This is a genomic window from Paraclostridium bifermentans (assembly GCF_964259345.1).
GTDB classification, from domain to species: domain Bacteria; phylum Bacillota; class Clostridia; order Peptostreptococcales; family Peptostreptococcaceae; genus Paraclostridium; species Paraclostridium bifermentans_B.
The window spans coordinates 259950-280346 of the sequence record NZ_CAXVJR010000005.1; the positions used below are offsets into that span (position 1 = coordinate 259950).

The following is a 20397-nucleotide window of genomic DNA, read 5'->3' on the forward strand; positions in this document are numbered from 1 at the left end:
AATCATAACCTAACATTAAAAACTAAAGCTTATTTTTATTCTGATTATACTATATATATTTTATTAATTTATGAATGTTTTAGTATAAGTTTTCATATATAAATAAATATTTGTTAAGACTTAACGTTTTATCTATATAATATATCATTATAATCTTATATTACTTATTATTTTGAATACTTTTTACTAGAGCTTTAAGTTGCTCTACGGTAGGTTTTTCACTTATCACAGTTTCTGTATTTTTTACTACGGATATTTTCTTTTCTTCATTTGTAGATAGTTTATTGATTCTATCTATTAAGTTAGAGTTTCTTTGTTTGTAATTTTCTTTCCTTTCAGCAGCTGTTAATGGTTTTTTTCTAGTGTAGCCATTCTTTTTCTTGAATTCTTCACTTGCGTAAATAAGTTCTTCCATGTAATTCTCCATTCTTGTAATATTTTCTATATTATATCATTTGATATTCCCATAAATTACTTTTCCCTATAGTTTGTTTATATTTATCCTAATCACATCCCATTCATTATTAAGTGTCATTGCTTCTTCGCTTCATTTTAGAACTAACTTGATATTTTTTAAAAAAGTTCTCCTATTTTATGATAAGAAAATAATTAAAACCAATTAAGTTAGAACATATTTTTAGAAACTATATCTATAGTTTAATATGGTGTAATTTGTAGGACTTGTTGCCTCAGTAGCTGAAATTGTTACAGCGATAACTGCATTGGTTTCTACAATATAAAAAAAAGTCACTTTTTTTAAGTGACTTTTTTATTTAACTTAGAATTAAAAGCTTTATTGTATATTTGCTGTAACTGATTCATTTCATCATTAGTAAATTTACCTTTAACATAAATAGGGTTACACTCACCTTGACTATAATCGTAAATTGCTTGATAAAAATCACCATTTTGATATATATATCCATCCGCTAAATAAGTTTTATCAAAATCATACTCGCAGCTAAATATAGTTTGATATCTAACCTTAGAATATAACTTCTTATCTTCAGTATAAATGATTTTATCAAAAGACTCTTTAGGAATTATATACAGAGAAGTATTCGAATATAAATTTCTTATATAATTTTCATCTGAATCATCTAAAATGGGCGCAGAAGCAACAGTCATATGTCTAATAGGACAACTCAACATATTTTCATCAAACTTAAAATTTTTGGAGTCTAATAAAGTTAATGTGCCTGTAGGATAAATTTTACCAGTAAATATATTTGGATTATCAGTACTTTTTTTGTCTTTTTGCATTGGAGTAAATATAACTAACAAAGATAAAAATATAATTATTATTCCACAGATAGGAACTATACTTTTTGGATACATAAATTTTTTTATAATTGAGTTACTAATTAATTTAATTTCTTTGTAATTAGATTTTGAGTATGATTTACATTTTTCTCTAAATGTATTTATCATTTGTTCTGTCATAAACTCTTTAGAAATTAAATTTGGTTTGTTAGATTCTTTATATATAATAAAATAGTCTTGGCTTTCAATTATCTTTAAAAGTTTATCAAACTTAAATACATCCATATTATCTTCATTTAATTTTGATAAACAAAATCTATCATTATAAACGTCTATACATACTATTAATGATTGGGAATTACTCTTATTGAACGTTCTAATTATAGCTTTATTAACCCTATGCCTTCTTAATATAGCCATTCCTATAGATATTGGAATTAAAATAATCATCCATAGATAAACTATATATTTTATATCTGTTATATTTTTAAATATTGAAAGAATAATGGTAATAGCAAGTGACTTAATTAATGTTGATATTATAAAATATCTTTTTTTAGAACAAATAAGGATTTCGGATAAATTTTTAAAGTCAATCTCGGTTAATGTCATTTTAACTGTAAATAATTTGTTATACATAGCTACCTCTAATAAAATTAATGTTTTTATATTATACTATCATTTATTTTCAATTAAATCTATGTTAGGGATTAAATAAAGAATATTATAAAAAATCAAAACTAATAAAATACATTTTTACCAATTACGTTTACGAAATGTATACCTTTTACCTTATTAAATATTAATTTAGATATAATTTTTTTAATGATATAATTAAGGATTTAACGCCCAAAGTACAAAAAATAATCAAATATAAATATGCTTTAAACTATTCAGACATTGAAATTACAAGCTTATTTAACATATCAAGACAATCTATTAACAAGACTAAATTGAGAGCTTTAAATAAACTCAGGTTAAATTTAAATTATATATATTATAAAGTTGTCTTCGGAGCTTATATATTAAATTTATGAATTATTTTTTACATTTATTGATTTATTAATTGAGTATATAAAATTTGAATATAAACCTAATACAAGTCCCCATAATATAATAGCTACAATTCTTATAATTTTTATATCTTTTATTAAACTGTTAACAACATCATTCCCAATACCTAAATTACCATTTTCAAATAAAAACTGTAATGTTTCTAATCTACTCGTTACTATTCCTAATGACAATTCTATCAATATAAATACCATAGATTGAAACAACTTATATCTCCATATCCTTATCATAAATCCTCCTATGTTATATTATTAATACGCTATTTTAACAATTTTGAACTTATCTTTAATTATAGCATTCACTCAATCTACACACTATAATTCCTCTATTAAACGTAAAAAAAGCGAAATAACAAATGTTATTTCGCTTTATAATCTTAGCTATCTAATTTTAATACAGACATGAATGCCTTTTGAGGAACTTCTACAGATCCGATTTGTCTCATACGTTTCTTACCTTCTTTTTGCTTTTCAAGAAGTTTCTTCTTACGAGATATATCTCCTCCGTAACACTTAGCAAGAACGTCTTTTCTAAGTGCACTTATAGTTTCTCTAGCAACTACCTTGTTACCAACAGCAGCTTGTATAGGTACTGCGAATTGATGTCTAGGTATTTCACCTTTTAATTTTTCACACATAGCCTTTCCTCTTGGGTAAGCTCTAGTTTCATGAACTATAAAGCTAAGTGCGTCAACTTGTTCTTTATTTATTAAGATATCTAGCTTAACAAGGTTAGAAGGAACATATCCTTTTAACTCGTAATCTAGAGATCCGTATCCTCTTGTTCTAGATTTTAGAGCATCGAAGAAATCATAAACAACTTCATTTAATGGAAGGTCATAGTGAAGCATAACTCTCTTATCATCTATGTATTCCATGTTTATCATATCTCCACGTCTTTCTTGACAAAGCTCCATAACAGTACCTACATAATCTTTAGGAACTATTATATCCCCTTTAACCATAGGCTCTTCTATTATATTTATTTCATCACGCTCTGGTAAGTTAGCTGGGTTTTGTACCATAACTATTTCTCCATCAGTTTTTGTAACTCTGTATATAACAGATGGTGCAGTAGTTATTATGTTTAGGTCGAATTCTCTTTCTAATCTCTCTTGGATTATTTCCATATGTAATAGTCCTAAGAATCCACATCTAAATCCAAATCCTAAAGCTGCTGAACTTTCAGCTTCAAACTCAAGAGCAGCATCATTAACTTGTAACTTTTCTAAAGCATCTCTTACGTTTTCGTATTTTTCTCCTTCACCTGGGTATATACCACAGTAAACCATTGGAGTTGCCTTTTTGTATCCTGGCATTGGTTCTTCAGTTGGATTATTTGCATCAGTTATTGTATCACCAACGCTACAACTTCTTATATCTTTTATACTTGCTGCTATGTATCCAACATCTCCTGCACATAATTCGTCTAACTCTCTTTGTCCTGGAGCCATAACACCAACCTCAGTTACCTCGAACTTTTTGTTAGTGTTCATCATTTTTATAGTCATACCTTTTTTAACAGTACCTTCATATACTCTTACATAAGCTACAACACCTTTGTATGCATCGTAGTATGAGTCGAATATTAAAGCTTTTAAAGGAGCTTCTTTATCACCTTGTGGTGCTGGTACGTTTTTAACTATAGCTTCTAGTACATCTTCTATATTTAAACCACTTTTAGCTGATATAAGTGGAGCTTCACTTGCATCAAGTCCTATTATATCCTCTATCTCTGCTTTTATTTCATCTGGTCTTGCACTAGGTAAGTCTATTTTATTTATAACTGGTAAGATTTCTAAATCTTGATCTAATGCTAAATAAACGTTAGCTAAAGTTTGAGCTTCAACACCTTGTGCTGCGTCTACTACTAGTAAAGCCCCTTCACAAGCTGCTAAACTTCTTGAAACCTCATAGTTAAAGTCTACGTGTCCTGGAGTATCTATTAAGTTTAAGAAATACTCTTGTCCATCCTTAGCTTTATAAACTAATCTTATATTTTGAAGCTTTATAGTGATACCTCTTTCTCTTTCAAGATCCATGTTATCAAGTAACTGGTCTTTCATTTCTCTATCACTAACAAGCCCTGTATGTTGAATTAATCTATCTGCTAAGGTAGACTTACCATGGTCAATATGTGCGATTATACTAAAATTTCTCATTCTACTTTGTTTGCTGTCCACCTTTTGTTCCTCCTTTTTATTATTATCATAACTTTTATTTTATAATATATCCGCCATTATGTAAATATTGATACGACAATTTAAATCACTGTTGTTCAAAATAATATTAGGGTTATCAAAATGATAACCCTAACTTATCTTAAATTATTTAATTTACTTAGCTTTTCTTCTATTTCTTTGGTAGCTTCTATTACGGATTTACCAAAGTTTTTTACAAACACTTCTATATTATATTCTTCAACTTCGCCTATCATGAGAGTAGCTTCTTTATCTACTATAAACAGGCCCACACTTAATATACATATCATAATTGTAAGAAATATAAACCTATATATAACTTTTCTAGCTGCTTTTTTATTTTTTTCCTCTTGTTTTCGCTCTACACGGCTCATTGTTTAATATTACATTCCTTTTTGTTTGAAATATCCATCTATTACATCTGCTATGTACTTAACTGACGCTTTAGCTTCTTCTATAGTATTTGCATTTCCTCCAACTTCTATTAGCAGTGGATTGTCAGATTTATATTGATTATATCTTCCATTGTCCTTTGTAACTACAGGTCTAGTTATTCCAGGGTACTTATTTTCTGCATAAGCAGTAATCTCTTGTGCTAGTTTTAAATTTTGTTGATAGTTTTCACTTTTCTCTCCAACTACAAAACAAAACTTAGCTACAGATTCACCATTCATATTAGTTGTACATAAATCATGAAATTCTGCTTTAGGTATTTTATTAAAATCCCTTCCATCTCTATGTAAGTCTACTATTATATCCAAACTATCATACTTAGCTTGCATAGCTTCTATAGTCTTTAAACTTCTACTATATGCACCTATAAATTCAGGTATATCATGGTATGTAGTATTATGAACTACACCCCTACCTTTTTTTGCTAACTCTTTAGTTAATAATGCTCCTATTTCTAAAGTTGAGTTAGCTTTATCTTCAGAGTGATAGTTTCCTTCTGGAGAATTTGTATAAGTTTCTCCTCCATGTGTATGATATACAAGTATCTGAGGCTGATCTTTTGTAACTAATACATTATCTACATAACCACTACTCATAGATGCAACTGCTGATTCATTACCTTCTTCCGATTTGGTTTCAATTTGTGGTAAGTTTTCTACACCTACATATGGCTTTATAAAATCTTCTTCTTTATTATCTGCTTTTTTATCTTTGCTATTTTCTTTAGTATCTTTACTTTCTTCCTTTTTATCTTCTTTATTATCATCTTTAGAACTTTCTTCTTTTGGTTGTTCTAATTTTGTTTCTGGATAACTTGTATTTATAAGAAATTTTAAAAATTCATCATCATCTAATGCATATGATACATTTATGCATCCTCCGAAAATTATACAAGCTGCAATTCCAAGACTTGTAATCTTTTTTGGAATCATAAAACCCCTCCTAATTCGTAATTCTTCCAGGATGTAGAGATCTATTTAGCCCTTCACTTATAATTATTGATAGGTTTTCTATAGTCTCATCTATATCCTTTGGAGTAACAATTAAATTTTTATCATATGGTTCTAAAGAATCTTTTATAAGATGATATTTTTCTTCTTCTTTTAATTGCTTTAACATATTGTAAAATCCTTCACTCTCTTTAGATTGTTCCATTAGATTATCAATTGCTAAATCTAGCACATCACTAGTAAGTGTTGCAGCATCTACAACAGTAGGAACACCTATTGCTATTACATCTACACCTAAGTATTCTTTATTAAGTGCTTTTCTCTTGTTCCCAACTCCGCCACCAGGAGATATCCCTGCTGTTGATATTTGTATAGTAGAATTTACTCTTTCCATTTTTCTAGAAGCCAATGCATCTATAGCAATTACTCTATCTGGTTTTATTTTATCTACTATAGACTTTACAATTTCACTTGTTTCAATACCTGTAATACCCATTACTCCAGGACTAAGTGCCGCTACTTCTGTAAAATCATCATCATAATCTTTGTTATAGTTTTTAAATATATGTCTAGTTACCAGTGTTTTTGAAACAGCCTTAGGGCCTAACGCATCCGATGTTATATTCCAGTTTCCAAGCCCAATAACCAAAGTTTTCTTAGTCTTATCAGTTCCAAGTATATCTATAAGCTCATCTTTTAAATACTCTATAACTTCCTCTCTAGACTCATCGTCATCATAAGTCATTAATTTACTTTCTATAGTAGTATATATTCCGATACCCTTATTCATAATATTTGCGCCTTGTTCGTCCAAAACTTCGACTCTCGTAACTATACAATCCTCTAACTCTTTGGTATCTATTTTAACTCCAGGTATATGACTAGCATCATTTCCTTGTTCATATATTTCTCTAGCCTCTAATGCTAAATCAGTTCTCAAACTTATCATACAAAATTCCTCCAATTTAAAAGTTTAAATTAAATCATACTAAACATTGTTGACAATTTTTATAAATTTATAACCTATTAAATTTAATTTAAAAATTTTTAGAATAATTAATTTGTAGGTTGTAAAATATTTTGATATGGGTTATAATCTAAAAAGTCAAATGGAAAGATATTTAAAAAGTTAATAATAATTATCCTTGATTTTTAGATTTATTTCTGTTAAAATCTAATATGTTGACGATGAATAATATAAACTACTCACGAGGGGGTGAAACGGATGGCAAACATAAAATCAGCAAAGAAAAGAATAAAAGTTATAGAGAAGAAAACAGCTTTAAACAGAGCTAGAAAATCTCAATTAAAAACTGCAATAAGAAAGTTTGAAGAAGCTGTTACTGCAGGAAATAGAGAAGAGGCTGTTGCTAGATTCCAATACGCTCAAAAGAGAATATCTCAAGTAGCTTCTAAAGGAACTATACACAAGAACGCTGCAGCTAGAAAAGTTGCTAAGTTAGCTCAAAAATTAAACGGAATGAACGCATAATTACCCGTTTAGAATAGATATTGACCCTTGATAAAATCAAGGGTCTTTTCTTTTGCCTATCCCCCACTCGTTATCACTTATAACCCTTACAATCATAGATCCTCCAATGCCTTCGCACTATTCCACTATCATAAAACCTAGTAAATCATCTAAAACTAAATTCTACTAAGTAACTCTACCTAATTCCATTTGTCATAAAAGAAATAATAATATACTTAAACTTAAGTATTACCAAGTACCCTAGCGGAATGTGAATGTAGTATTTAACCGACATTTACAAGTGCTTCTCAGCTTGTATGGAGGTAAATACTACATTCACATGGAGCGCCAATTACTCGGCAACCCTATATGGTTTCATTTATCAAAAAAATAAGAAGTTGCTTAAACTCAAGCATTCCCAAGTAACCCAGCGGAATGTGAATATAGTATTAAATACTACATTCACATGGAGCGGCGATCACTCAGTAACCTATAATTTAAACAACTTCTTACTGACAGTACTTACTAACAAGTATCTCTACTGCTAAAGTATCTCTCATAAGTCCGTTTTTGATTTTAAAATCACTCTCTAATATAAAATTCAACATATCAACAACAGCTGCATCATCAAATAACTTACCTTGCTTCAAAGCCTTATTAACAACAAAAGGATGTGCACCTATCTTCTCTGCAATAGCCTTAGAAGTGTAACCTTGCTCTAAAAGCTGTCTTGACTGCATAACAAGCTTAAACTGCTTAGAAACCATAGCAAATATCCCAAGCACAGACTCACCTTCTAAAATCATATCTGTAACAATCTTCATAGCATGAGAAGAATTTTTATTACCTATCTCATCTATAAGCTTAAAAATATCATTCTCAACTTTCTTCTGAGACAACTTATCAATAATAGCCTTAGTTACATTATTTCCTTTACCTACAAATGAAGCAATCTTATTAATCTCATTTTCTAAATCAGATAAAGTCTTCTCACTATTTTTATCTCTATAACCCTCTTGCTCGATAAAGTACATTACCTCAGAATCATTTATAGCTACTTCACTTTGTCTAAATTTATTTTTAATCCATTTAAATAAGTCCATATCACCTAACTTATCACAATGGTTAACTATCCCGACCTTATTAATCTTCTTAACTAAACTCTTTCTCTTATCTACATCCCCATACACAATAAAAACTATCACTGTCGTACTAGGTATCTTATCTAAATAATCTATAAGTTCAGCTTCATCACTATCAGAAAAATTCTTTTTCTTTCCTTTTAATAGCTCAAAATCCTTTATGATTAATATCTTTCTCTCATCCATAAAAGGAAGTGTTTCAGCATTGCTCATAAACTGATCTAATGTTAACTCTTTTCCATCAAGGATATCCATGTTAAAGTCGATCATACTTTCATTTAAACTCTTTTTACAAGTTTTAATTACATTCTCTAGTAAGTAAAATTCCCTTCCATAGAAAAGATATGCACTTTTAAATTCGTTGTTTTTCATACTTCTGATGATATCCTTGTAATCCATTCTTTTGCTCCTTTATCGTCTTTATTTCTTTGTATATCATGTATATACCAACCACAATATAGTATATAATTATAAACTTTACATTAGTTTTTTCAACCTCTACAAAACTAAACCTAAGATTGTATAAAAATTCCAAACTCCTATTTATAATATCTATTATAAGGGTGTTTATTATAACCATAATTTTAGATATTGTCAAACTCACAGGTAATATTATAACACTTAAGATACTTATATAGATAATAATACTTAAAAATGGCACAACAACTACATTACTAATAACAGCTATAAATGATATATTACCAAAATGATAACACACCAAAGGCACAGTAAGAATATTAGCAGATATAGTAAGTGCGATTAACTTAAATTTAATTCTTTCATTTATATAACCATAGAAATATATTATAGACAAAGTTGCCAAAAAAGACAATTGAAAACTAACATTATAAATTATATAAGGATTACTTATAACCAAAATGCTACCTATAAAAGACAAACTAGATATGCCATCGACTTTCTCTTGAACAAACACAGCTAAATAAGCTATCAAGCTACAAACTATAGCCCTAACTATAGAAGGGGATTGCCCAACCATAATGCTATAAATCCACAAAATAGCTCCAACTAAAATTAATTTATAAAAATTATTTATACCACCAACACTATAACCTATAATAGTTATCAAAATACTAACATGAAGACCAGACAAAGCCAAAACATGACTAACCCCAGTCTTAGAAAAAATTTCCTTCTGATTCTTATCAATACCTTCCTTCTCGCCTATCAAAATAGAATTAATAAACTCAGACTTATCTTTATACAAATAATTCATAGTCTTAGAAATCTTATCCTTAAATGTAAAAACCTTAGAATAAAATAAATTACTACCAACATTCTCATAAGACTTAACATCCAAAACTCCCTCATACCCATTACTCTTTAGATACCTACCATAATCAAAATCCTCAAACTTCAAACTAGTATAATGCTTAAACTTCCCCTTAACACTAACAACATCACCAGCTCTAACACTCAACTTCTTAGAATAATCCTTAACTAAACAGCCATCAACATCAAACTGAACATACTTCTCCTTCTCAACCCTATTACTAACAAGCCCACTCACAGTCACAAACTCATCTGAAACAACCTCATTCTCCTTATCAGTATTCGTAACAAAAAAACTAAGCATCAAAACAACACAAAACACAACTAACAGTGGCCTTCTCATACACAACTCCTAAAAAACTTATTTTCTAAGAGTATGCACATATACATATTTTTAAATCACACCTCAACATTACAAGTATACTTCCTTCTTTTCTTTTTTCTCTTTTCTCCATACAAAAATGTAGTTGTACTATTTTGGTAAGCGTAGGGTGGGAGGTGTAGGTTGCAGCGACATTTACAAGCATGCCTTACCGCTTGTATGGAGCAAAACCTACACCTCCCACCCGGAGCGCCAAACAACCAACCACCTAACTAACTTCCTAATCAATCACTATTTTTTCATCTATTATTTCTTTAGTTTTCCCATCAACATACTCTAAAACATCCTTAGGAACATTCTTAGAAGTAGAAGGAGCAATCCCAACAGCTTCTTCCTCTAACCCATAAACAACAGCATTTCCACCATCAAAATGCCCAGACTCAATTCTAGATATAATATCAAAAACTCCTATATCAACTCTCTTCATAGCAGAAGTAATAACATTATCAGGAGCCAAACTATTTTGATCCATATCAACACCTATAGCATACTTATTATTCTCCTTAGCAGACTCTATAGCTCCAGTTCCAACTCCACCAGCTGCTGAAAATATAACATCCACATCATTTGAATACATCTGATTAGCTATAGACTTACCTAAACTAGCATCATCAAAAGAATTTGCATACTGAGAAACAACCTTTATATCAGGATTAACTGCTTCAACACCTTTTACATAACCTTCTTCAAATCTAGTTATATTAGGTATCTTCATACCACCTATAAATCCAACTTTACCAGTTTCACTCATCTTACCAGCTATTAATCCAACTAAATAAGCAGCTTCCTTCTCATCAAAAGTAACACTCACCATATTCTCAGGAATTTCTTGTCCCTCTTCCTCATAATTATGATCTACTATAACAAACTTTTTATCTGGATACATCTTAGCTGCATCCAACATAGGTTCAGCAGTAGTATATCCAACTCCTATTATCAAATCAGTCTCTTGATCTATAAAAGTCTCTATATTAGGAACATAATCAGAATCTTGATTAGCTTCCAAATACGTACCTTTTATTCCCAACTCTTTTTTAGCTTTTTCTAATCCCTCAATTGATGATTGATTAAAACTTTGATCATTAGCTCCACCTTCACCTAAAACAATCCCTACTGAAAACTCATCTTTCTCTTCTTTTCCCTTACTATTATCAGTATTCTCACCTGTACTACATCCAACAGCTCCTATTGTAACTAAACCTGCTAGCATAAAAACTTTTAGATATTTACTTAATTTACCCATGACCCCTCCTGAAATTATTGTATTTTCAACTTTATTTTAACAGGTGTCTTTACACTTGTAAATACATTCACTATCGTGCTTATTTATATTTTAGAATCGATATAATTTATTCAAGCACAAAAATAGAGCTACTTTCCGTAAGTAGCTCTATTCTCTATACATATTCATTTACATAGTTTTCCAATTTGTTAAATATAGAATTTAGTAAATTAATTTCATTTGTGTTTTCTTTGCTTTTATTTATATCATTTAAAAATAGTACTTTTTCTACATCTATATATGAAAATGCCAATTGACTAATATAGTTTATACTTAAAGTCATGTTAGCTTTGTTATTACTTTTTTTGGAAAATACCTTATTATCTTTAACGTAGATTTCAAAAACTCCATTATTTTCTTTAATTTGATTATCTACAACTTCTATATAAACAGGTTCTAAATCCTTACAATTAACTTCTAAATTATTTAAGTAACCTTCTAAATTTATAACTCTTCCCATCATAAAAGGTTTTATATTAACTTCATTATCTTTTAAATTTGATAATATGTATCTTATATTATCTGTCATAGGACTCATAACACTTACTTTTTTACATTGTGTATTATGATTGAATATGAATTTCAACATAGATTTTAAAGAGTTCATATTTTTATAATACATCTCTCTTACAAACATAGTTCCTTCATTTATAAAGTAAATGATATATCCTTCATATTCTTCATCTTTATGTATATACATATGTCCATTTTCACACTTTATTTCTTTAAATAAGTTTTCATAATAACTTTCATCTCTATCTACATATCCATTTGCATTTTTTAGAAACTCATTATGTATATCCACCATATACGGTATATGCTTATCACTTATTTTTTCAAAATCACCATTTATCTTAAATTGCTTTAAACCATCTATATCTAATTTATACTCTATTTGATCATAACAATGTTCATATCCATATTTTCTATACAGTCTATAATCAATAGGCATAAGTAAAGATACTAATTGTCCTTTTTTATAAAGCTCATTTAAAGCAAAATCCATCATATCCTTCATATAGCCTTTACCTCTAGCATTTGGATATGTAGAAACTCCTACAACATAAGAAGTGTCATATACCTTATTATTTAGCTTTATTCTATATTGATTTAATTGAAGAGATGACATCAATTCATCATCCTCTTCAATTATAATTGTATTCTCTGGTTTGTACTTATTATTAAAGTAGTATTCAACAAAAGCTTCTTCATCCCCAAAACAATAATTCCATATATCTTTTATATTCTCTAAATCCCTATCTATAGCATATCTTATATTCATACTACGCCTCCATAACAGTGTACTTTTCTACGAACTTACATGGATGATATGAAAGTTTAGCTTTTCTAAGTCCCTCTATTCCTAAATCTTCTTCTCTATTTACAAACTCAACATTTTCAAATTCATTCACCAAAAATTGTTGATTTATGAATGGGTATAATCCCCTAATTTCTGGGTTTGCCTTCTCTATATGAATTACAGCCATATTTTCATTTATATTTTCACCTATAGTGAAAGCTTCTAACTTACCATCTACATATACTCCAGATATCTTAACATCATTTTCTAATACATCATAATGATCAAATATCTTCTTGATTGCTATAAACTCATCATCTATTCCTTCTTCTGCATCTCCACTTTCTTCTTTATTAACAGCCCAAGCTTTTAATAAAGCTATACAATCATCAAAATTTTCTTTTCCAAGTCTTTTATATTCATATCTTCCTTCAAACTCTTTTAAGAAATAATTCAAGTGATTTCTTTTCTTTTGATTCTTTTTACCTTTTAAAGTCCTTAAACTTTCACCATCATAAACATAGTCAAAATAATCTCTTTCTTCTATATACTTAAATTTATCCGGATAATCATTTTGTAAAAGCTCTACAACTTCCTTTGTAACAGCTCTTAAATATATTTTATGGTCTTCATTTTTAAAATAATCAAGCATAAAATCTAATGCTTTATGAATATTTTCCTTATTAGCTAATGGAAGTACAGAGAATCTATCACCTTCATACTCCCCTACAATTATAGCAAAATCCTCATTTGCATAATAACTAGTCTTGTACATATCTCTCCACATATATAATGTAGTAAAACAATACTCACATGCTTCATAATCTACCGAATTAAAAAATGGCCTTAACTCATCATAAGCATTTATATCAATCTCTTTAAAAACTGGATTTAATTTGTCTTCTACATTTATGTCAATCTCTTTTAAAATCATACTAAAATTCTCCTTTTGATACTTTTTATATTATATTTTCACTTCATACAATTACCATATATGAATATTTTATTGATAATAGTCTAAACTATTAAATGACTCTTTAATAATTAATATTGTCTATATATTTATAATATAAACAGGTAATGATTGGAGTGAATAATGAAAAAATTTGCATTTTTAATATTTATTATAATAACACTTTTAACTGGGTGTGGCAAAAAAGACTTACTATCTATTCATATGATAGATGTTGGTCAGGGTGACAGTATATTGATCCAAACTCCAGATAATTCTAACATACTAGTCGATGGTGGCCACGAAGACAGTTCTCTTATTATAAATAAATTCTTAAAACACAAGAAAGTAAAAAACTTAGACTATATAATAGCAACTCATCCCGACACCGATCACATTGGAAGTTTAGATGATATAATAAATAAATTTGATGTATCGAATATTTACCTTCCAAACAAAGAAACTTCAAGTGATGCATATTATAATCTAATACAATCTTGTAGTAAAAAAGGTATAAATCCTAGTTACCTAAACACAGGAGATACCCTTAATTTAGAACCCAATATAAAAATAACCGTTCTAAATCCTTCTTATACCCATACTGACAACAATTCAAACTCTATAGTTTTCAAATTAGACTATATAAATAAATCTTTTTTATTTACAGGAGACTGTACTTACGAAAATGAATTAGAAATTATAAACAATTTCAACCTAGAAGACATAGACTTTTTAAAAGTCGCTCACCACGGAAGCAAAAGTTCTTCTAGCGAAGAATTTCTTCAAGAAATATCTCCAGATGTAGCAACAATATCCTGTGGGTACAACAACCAATACGGACACCCTCACAAAGACACACTACATAGATTAGCCCAAAACAATACAAAAGTCTACCGAACAGACAAACAAGGTCACATAACCTTCTACAGCGACGGAAACACAATAACAACCTCCGCCCCACCAAAATAAATTATAACACACTTTACTTTTTAAAAAAGAGAGTTTTATATACTCACACCTCTCTCTATAATAAAGTAATCAAGAAAGGGAGTTTTATGTGTAGCGGAGTGTGAATATATAATTTAATCGACATTTACAAGCGTCTTTTGCTTGTATGGAGATAAATTATATATTCACACAAAGCCCTAAACTTTCTCCCCTCTCTATCATAAATAAAAAGGTGTATTTCCGTACATAGCGAAGTGGACAGGTGTACTTGCCCCGAAGCTCCTCACTTCCGCCCTAACTATAAAGTAATCAAGAAAGGGAGTTTTATGTGTAGCAGAGTGTGAATGTATAATTTAATCGACATTTACAAGCGTCTTTTTGCTTGTATGGAGATAAATTATATATTCACACGGAGCGCCCACAGAAAACTCCCTTCAAATTTACTTTATTAACTCATTAACTACTACTGATGCTATAGTAAGTCCCCCAACAGAAGGAACAAAAGATATACTACCAGGAGTAATCTTCTTACCATTCATTATCTTTTCCTTTAACTCTACAGGCTGCTCAGTAGAATAAACAACCTTTAACTTCTTAACTCTTCTATCTCTTAACTCTTTTCTCATAACCTTAGCTAAAGGACACATTTGAGTCTTATATATATCAGTAACAACAATCTTAGTAGGGTCTAACTTATTACCCATACCCATAGAACTAACTATCTTTAAATTCTTCTTAACACAACTCTCTATTAAATGAATCTTTGAAGTAACCATATCTATAGCATCCACTACATAATCATAGTCTTCACACAGTAATTCATCACTATTCTCAGCCGTATACTTAGCCTTAACAGCCTTTATATCTATATCAGGATTTATATCTAAAATTCTCTCCTTCATAACATCAACCTTATCTCTACCAACAGTTGAATGAAGCGCAGGTATTTGTCTATTTATATTAGTTATATCAACATCATCAAAATCTACAATAGTCATCTTACCAACACCAGCTCTAGCTATAGCCTCTGCCGCAAAACTACCTACTCCTCCAACTCCAAATACTATAACATTAGAGTTCTTTAATTTATCCAGTCCTTCGTTTCCTATTATAAGACCAGTTCTAGTTCTAAAATTTTTCTCCATAATCTTAACGCTCCTTGTGTAATTTTTTTTATGTATAAGAATATAATTTAATATCTATTTACAAATTAGGGGTGGTGCTTTGAAAAAAACAATAACTTTACTAATCTATTTACTAATGATTAATTTGTTAGTTTGCTTATTATTAGTAATAGATATAAATAATAATAAACCTCATATAAATGAATCTATTATCATAAATGCAATGTCTAATAGTGATAATTATAATTTAATTGTCCAAATTTTAAAAGACACTCATAAAGAAGATTTTATAAAATATACAGACTATATGCAACTTGATATATATAAAACTATAGAAAATGATAAAAACAACTATACTGCCTTTACTATAACATTACCGCAAAATAAATCTTTTATAGCTTTTTATAAAAAAAACAATGACAATACATATTCATTTAATTCTCTAGTTGATGACTTAGATGAAATTAATGATTTTTATTTCTTCAATGACTTTTTAATAGTAGAGCAAAGTTGTGAAAACAAAAATAATCATTTAAATGACAAGGAATTTGTAGAAATATTTTTTAAAGAAAATTCTTCGTATGTTTCAAAGTTAGAAAAAGATATATATGTTGAAATTTCAAACGCATCTAATAATAGTAAAAATATATTATCTGCTACTATAGATTTTTTAGAAGATATTCCCCCTAAAATTCTTTATATAAAAACTTATTTAAATGGAGAAGATAATTCAGACAAAGAAGTTTCAAAAGAAGTTTATACTTGGGATCCAGAGTTGAGTCAGTTTACAATTCATGAAAAAGAAAATCCAATAGATGAGTAATTTAATATAATTATAAACACAAAAAAGGAACCCTGACTAGAGTTCCTTCTTTCATTTTATTGGCGGGAGTGCGTGGGAATCGAACCCACCCAAGAAGCTCTTAACCCCTCATACTAGTTTTGAAGACTAGAGGGCACACCAGCACCCATCCACTCCCATATTGGGATGTCTTTCTCACTCCTCTTACTTACAAACTTATATTATCACACCCTCAATTATAATGCAACTATTTTTAGCAAACATTTTCATTTTTTTACATTTATTTTTATTTTAAGCAAATTATATAATACAAAATAATACTTTTAAGGTAAAAAAAGGCGCAAAAATTTGCACCTCTTAAATCCTAACCTATTATTTGTATATCTATACTTCTTCTACCCCAGTTATAAACTGATGTACTATCATGCATAAATATATCTATTTTATTTCCTTTTATTGCTCCTCCACAATCTTCAGCTATAAATACTTTATCAAATTGAGGTATATAAACTTTACTTCCATACGGGATTATTCTTGGGTCAACTGCTATAGTTCCCCATCTAGGCGTTGTTCCTGTAGAGGTTATTCCATGACCTGTATAAGCTGTAGCTTCTACTCTCATATTATTTCCTCTTGGACTTTCAGCGTTTCTTCTTGATCCTCTAGATGTAGCTACTAAAACTTCTTCCTTTACACCTTTTCTTATAATCTTGTTTACTGGATCTTTAGAAACAACTTCTTTTACAAATTTTTCATCGACTTGTTTGTTATCATGATATGTTAGATTATATATAAGTTCGTTCTTTCCTGATTTACCTTCTTGAATAACTTCACTTTCACCTTTTAATAAATCTTTATCTTCTAAAATTTCAACCTCAAATGGAACTTCTTTATATTTTTTTACAGTTTTTGATTTTACATCAATAACCTCTACCTCTGTTCCATCTTCTAATTTTTTATCTAATGCTATATTAATTTTATCATTGCTATCGTATTTTATATTTTGTTCTTTTAATAATTCCTCTACATTAGACTTAAATGTACTTACCTTTTTTGTTTCTCCTTTTAAGGTAACTACAACATCTTTTTTAAGTTGTGAATATGATGTTATAAAAATTCCTATGATTGCTATAGTTAAAGTTACAAATATAATAACTTTCTGCCTGTTCAAATCCATATATTTCTCCTTTCATTTTTCTTAATCTATTTTTATGGTATTTGTTTACTAATTCGTTACAAAATTGTAACTTGAATATTTTCTTTTGTCAAATTGACAAAAAATAAAAAATGTGCCTACCTAGTTTTTTCAATAGGTACGCACATTCATATTTTACTATTAAACATTAAGTTTTTTTGATTTGATTTTAATTCATTAACATTTCAGGAAAACCATTACTTTTTCACTTTTTTCTATTTACAAATACGTTTTTATATGTTAGGTATTTGCCAATCTATGGTACCTTTTCCTAAGCTAGTTAATATTTCATTAGCTTTTGAAAAAGGTTTCGACCCAAAGAATCCTCTACTAGCTGATAGTGGACTTGGATGAGCTGATTCTATTATATAATGCTTATCAGTATCTATAAACTTCTTCTTACTTCTGGCATTATTACCCCAAAGTATAAATATAACCGGTTCATCTCTTTCATTTAATTTCTTTATAACATTATCAGTAAATATCTCCCACCCTTTTCCTTTATGAGAGTTAGCTTCATGAGCTCTTACCGTAAGTGCTGTATTTAAAAGTAAAACGCCTTGCTCTGTCCAAGGAACTAAGTATCCATTATTAGGTATAAAACAATCATACTCATCACGTAACTCCTTGTACATATTTAACAATGATGGTGGAGTCTTAACACCAGGCTTAACTGAAAAAGCTAATCCATGAGCTTGATTTTCACCATGATATGGATCTTGTCCTAATATTAAAATTTTAGTATCCTTGTAAGATGTATATTTTAACGCATTAAATATATCATTCATATTAGGATATATAATCCTTGTTGAATATTCTTCCTTTAAAAACTCTCTTAGCTCTAGGTAATATGGCTTCTCAAATTCACCTTCTAGAACTACATCCCAATCATTTCCTATATTAACCATACTCTCACCTACTTAATTAATTTGATATTATATCTATATCATTTTTTTCATTACTCACTATTTTTATGCTAACTTTATTAGGTATACAAACTATACTTTGATTAGATTTAGTTATAAACCCAGTTTTAACGCACACATCATCAGGACAAGAAGCCTCAACAACTTCTACACCGCCATCATGAATTTTCACTTTATTATATCCTTCTTTGGTTTTTATTGTAAACTCTTCATTTTTATTTAAGGGAACTTCTTTATAAACCTCTTTATCTACATATATAACTACCTTATCGCCTTTATCTGATTGTCTAAAATGATTAAAAGCTAAACCGCCTCCTATGACAACAATTAGTAGCAATATAAGAAAAAAATCGTTTTTTTTCATTTTATTCCTCCAAGCTTTTGTAATATAATTAAATATATCATAAATACTAAAAAGGGGAAACATCATGAAAAACAAAAAACTTACATTTTACATAGTATTAATTGCCCTATTAGCTATCTCTGCTTTTTTTATATTTAACAAAAGAGTAAACACTTACTCTAAAACCATGTATTACTTAGGAACAGTAAATGAAGTAACCATATATACAAAATCAAGCGAAGCTAAAGCAAACGAAATACTATCACACTGCGAAGACATAGTAAAAGACATAGATAACAAAATGAATCCATCTACAATATCTAGTGACATTTACAAAATTAATCAAAATGCAGGAAAAGAACCTGTTAAAGTTTCAAAAGATACTTTTAATGTTATAAAAGCTTCACTACACTACTCAGAAGTATCTAACGACAGCTTTGATGCAACAATAGGTGCACTAGTTCAACTTTGGAACATAGGAAACGAAAAAGCAAAAGTACCAACACAAGAAGAAGTAAACGCCCTACTACCTTCTGTAGATTACAAAAACATAATACTAGACGAAAAAAACAGCACAGTAATGTTAAAAAATCCTGAAACCAAAATAGACTTAGGCGGAATAGCCAAAGGATATGCAGCAGACAAAGTAGTACAGTACCTAGAAGATCAAAAAATAGAAGGTGCAATAGTAAACCTAGGAGGAAACATCTACACACTAGGAACAAAAGATGGAAAAACTAAATTCAACATAGGAATACAAGACCCAACAAAACCTAGAGGAAACGCAATCGGAAGCATCACTACAACAAATAACTCAGTAGTTACATCTGGAATATACGAAAGATATATAGAAAAAGACGGAAAAATATATCATCACATACTAAGTCCAAAAACAGGATACCCTGTAGAAAACAACCTTAGCAGTGTAACAATAATCTCAGACAACTCAATGAACTGTGATGCACTATCAACAACAGCCTTCTCACTAGGACTAGAAAAAGGCTTAAAACTAATAGAAAAAACACCAAACACAGAAGCAATATTCATAACAAAAGACAAACAAATATACACAACACCAGGCTTAAAAGATTCCTTTAAGCTAACAGACTCAAGTTTTACAATCAAAAACGAAAAATAGCCTGGCGAAGTTAGATAGTTATAGCTGCTGACGCAACACTTAAATCCCCAAAGGATTTGTGTGAAGGAAGCAGCTATAACTATCTAACGATCCTCCCACTACACCAACTAAAAACAAAAAAGGAGTAGCTCGGCGAAGCTAGGTATGTATAATTGTTGACGC

20 protein-coding genes and 1 tRNA gene are annotated in these 20397 nt (G+C 29.3%); 4 read left to right on the top strand and 17 right to left on the bottom strand.

Annotation, left to right across the window (positions count from 1 at the left end):
• Positions 1 to 160 precede the first annotated feature (160 nt).
• The 7 genes from ACEXNK_RS11840 to gpr all read right to left on the bottom strand — a co-directional run bounded on the left by ACEXNK_RS11840 (position 161) and on the right by gpr (position 6889).
• Positions 161 to 415 carry a hypothetical protein gene (locus ACEXNK_RS11840; protein WP_373598750.1) on the bottom strand — a complete coding sequence of 85 codons (255 nt, stop codon included), beginning with the start codon at positions 413 to 415 and terminating at the stop codon, positions 161 to 163.
• Between the two features lie 341 nt (positions 416 to 756).
• Positions 757 to 1902 carry a hypothetical protein gene (locus ACEXNK_RS11845; RefSeq protein WP_373598751.1) on the bottom strand — a complete coding sequence of 382 codons (1146 nt, stop codon included), beginning with the start codon at positions 1900 to 1902 and terminating at the stop codon, positions 757 to 759.
• A gap of 392 nt (positions 1903 to 2294) precedes the next feature.
• A complete protein-coding gene (locus tag ACEXNK_RS11850) occupies positions 2295 to 2567 on the bottom strand; it encodes a hypothetical protein (protein WP_373598752.1) in 273 nt (90 codons plus the stop codon).
• A 146-nt stretch (positions 2568 to 2713) separates the two neighbouring features.
• Positions 2714 to 4519 carry a translation elongation factor 4 gene (lepA, locus tag ACEXNK_RS11855; RefSeq protein ID WP_373598753.1) on the bottom strand — a complete coding sequence of 602 codons (1806 nt, stop codon included), beginning with the start codon at positions 4517 to 4519 and terminating at the stop codon, positions 2714 to 2716.
• A 134-nt stretch (positions 4520 to 4653) separates the two neighbouring features.
• Positions 4654 to 4911: a hypothetical protein gene (locus ACEXNK_RS11860; protein WP_373598754.1), complete on the bottom strand. Its 258-nt coding sequence runs from the start codon at positions 4909 to 4911 to the stop codon at positions 4654 to 4656.
• A gap of 9 nt (positions 4912 to 4920) precedes the next feature.
• Positions 4921 to 5922, bottom strand: a complete 1002-nt coding sequence (spoIIP, locus tag ACEXNK_RS11865; RefSeq protein WP_373598755.1) for a stage II sporulation protein P — start codon at positions 5920 to 5922, stop codon at positions 4921 to 4923.
• A gap of 10 nt (positions 5923 to 5932) precedes the next feature.
• Entirely contained in the window at positions 5933 to 6889 is a 957-nt protein-coding gene (gene gpr / locus ACEXNK_RS11870) for a GPR endopeptidase (RefSeq protein WP_373598756.1), read from the bottom strand.
• Positions 6890 to 7165: 276 nt separating this feature from the next.
• Between gpr and rpsT the strand changes: the two genes are divergently transcribed.
• On the top strand, positions 7166 to 7432 hold the full coding sequence (rpsT, locus tag ACEXNK_RS11875) for a 30S ribosomal protein S20 (protein ID WP_021129043.1): 267 nt from the start codon (positions 7166 to 7168) through the stop codon (positions 7430 to 7432).
• 488 nt (positions 7433 to 7920) lie between these two features.
• Here rpsT and holA read toward each other — a convergent pair whose 3' ends face one another.
• The 5 genes from holA to ACEXNK_RS11900 all read right to left on the bottom strand — a co-directional run bounded on the left by holA (position 7921) and on the right by ACEXNK_RS11900 (position 13741).
• The gene (gene holA, locus ACEXNK_RS11880) at positions 7921 to 8952 is read right to left on the bottom strand and encodes a DNA polymerase III subunit delta (protein ID WP_373598757.1); all 1032 of its coding nucleotides are present in this window, start codon (positions 8950 to 8952) and stop codon (positions 7921 to 7923) included.
• Positions 8906 to 10186, bottom strand: coding sequence for a ComEC/Rec2 family competence protein (locus ACEXNK_RS11885; RefSeq protein ID WP_373598758.1), 1281 nt, complete (start codon positions 10184 to 10186; stop codon positions 8906 to 8908). The genes holA and ACEXNK_RS11885 overlap by 47 nt, the downstream gene beginning before the upstream one ends.
• A 259-nt stretch (positions 10187 to 10445) precedes the next feature.
• Positions 10446 to 11468, bottom strand: a complete 1023-nt coding sequence (locus ACEXNK_RS11890) for a BMP family lipoprotein (protein WP_373598759.1) — start codon at positions 11466 to 11468, stop codon at positions 10446 to 10448.
• 154 nt (positions 11469 to 11622) lie between these two features.
• Positions 11623 to 12789 carry a GNAT family N-acetyltransferase gene (locus tag ACEXNK_RS11895; protein WP_373598760.1) on the bottom strand — a complete coding sequence of 389 codons (1167 nt, stop codon included), beginning with the start codon at positions 12787 to 12789 and terminating at the stop codon, positions 11623 to 11625.
• 1 nt (position 12790) lies between these two features.
• Positions 12791 to 13741 (bottom strand): DUF2156 domain-containing protein, encoded by a 951-nt coding sequence (locus tag ACEXNK_RS11900; RefSeq protein WP_373598761.1) that lies wholly within the window; start codon positions 13739 to 13741, stop codon positions 12791 to 12793.
• Positions 13742 to 13903: 162 nt separating this feature from the next.
• On the opposite strand from ACEXNK_RS11900, the gene ACEXNK_RS11905 reads away from it, so the two are divergent.
• Complete coding sequence (locus ACEXNK_RS11905; protein ID WP_373598762.1) at positions 13904 to 14728, top strand: ComEC/Rec2 family competence protein; 825 nt, start codon at positions 13904 to 13906, stop codon at positions 14726 to 14728.
• 419 nt (positions 14729 to 15147) lie between these two features.
• Here ACEXNK_RS11905 and ACEXNK_RS11910 read toward each other — a convergent pair whose 3' ends face one another.
• Complete coding sequence (locus tag ACEXNK_RS11910; protein WP_373598763.1) at positions 15148 to 15852, bottom strand: tRNA threonylcarbamoyladenosine dehydratase; 705 nt, start codon at positions 15850 to 15852, stop codon at positions 15148 to 15150.
• Positions 15853 to 15931: 79 nt separating this feature from the next.
• Between ACEXNK_RS11910 and ACEXNK_RS11915 the strand changes: the two genes are divergently transcribed.
• On the top strand, positions 15932 to 16654 hold the full coding sequence (locus ACEXNK_RS11915; RefSeq protein ID WP_373598764.1) for a hypothetical protein: 723 nt from the start codon (positions 15932 to 15934) through the stop codon (positions 16652 to 16654).
• A 60-nt stretch (positions 16655 to 16714) separates the two neighbouring features.
• On the opposite strand, the gene ACEXNK_RS11920 is transcribed toward ACEXNK_RS11915, so the two are convergent.
• From ACEXNK_RS11920 to ACEXNK_RS11935, 4 genes are all read right to left on the bottom strand, one after another.
• Positions 16715 to 16811 (bottom strand) — tRNA-Sec (locus ACEXNK_RS11920).
• A 186-nt stretch (positions 16812 to 16997) separates the two neighbouring features.
• Positions 16998 to 17810, bottom strand: coding sequence for a G5 domain-containing protein (locus ACEXNK_RS11925; protein WP_373598765.1), 813 nt, complete (start codon positions 17808 to 17810; stop codon positions 16998 to 17000).
• A gap of 251 nt (positions 17811 to 18061) precedes the next feature.
• Positions 18062 to 18736 carry a uracil-DNA glycosylase gene (locus ACEXNK_RS11930; protein ID WP_373598766.1) on the bottom strand — a complete coding sequence of 225 codons (675 nt, stop codon included), beginning with the start codon at positions 18734 to 18736 and terminating at the stop codon, positions 18062 to 18064.
• Positions 18737 to 18752: 16 nt separating this feature from the next.
• Positions 18753 to 19118: a NusG domain II-containing protein gene (locus ACEXNK_RS11935; protein ID WP_373598767.1), complete on the bottom strand. Its 366-nt coding sequence runs from the start codon at positions 19116 to 19118 to the stop codon at positions 18753 to 18755.
• Positions 19119 to 19284: 166 nt separating this feature from the next.
• Here ACEXNK_RS11935 and ACEXNK_RS11940 point away from each other — a divergent pair, with 166 nt between their 5' ends.
• Positions 19285 to 20235: an FAD:protein FMN transferase gene (locus ACEXNK_RS11940; protein ID WP_373598768.1), complete on the top strand. Its 951-nt coding sequence runs from the start codon at positions 19285 to 19287 to the stop codon at positions 20233 to 20235.
• Positions 20236 to 20397: the final 162 nt, after the last annotated feature.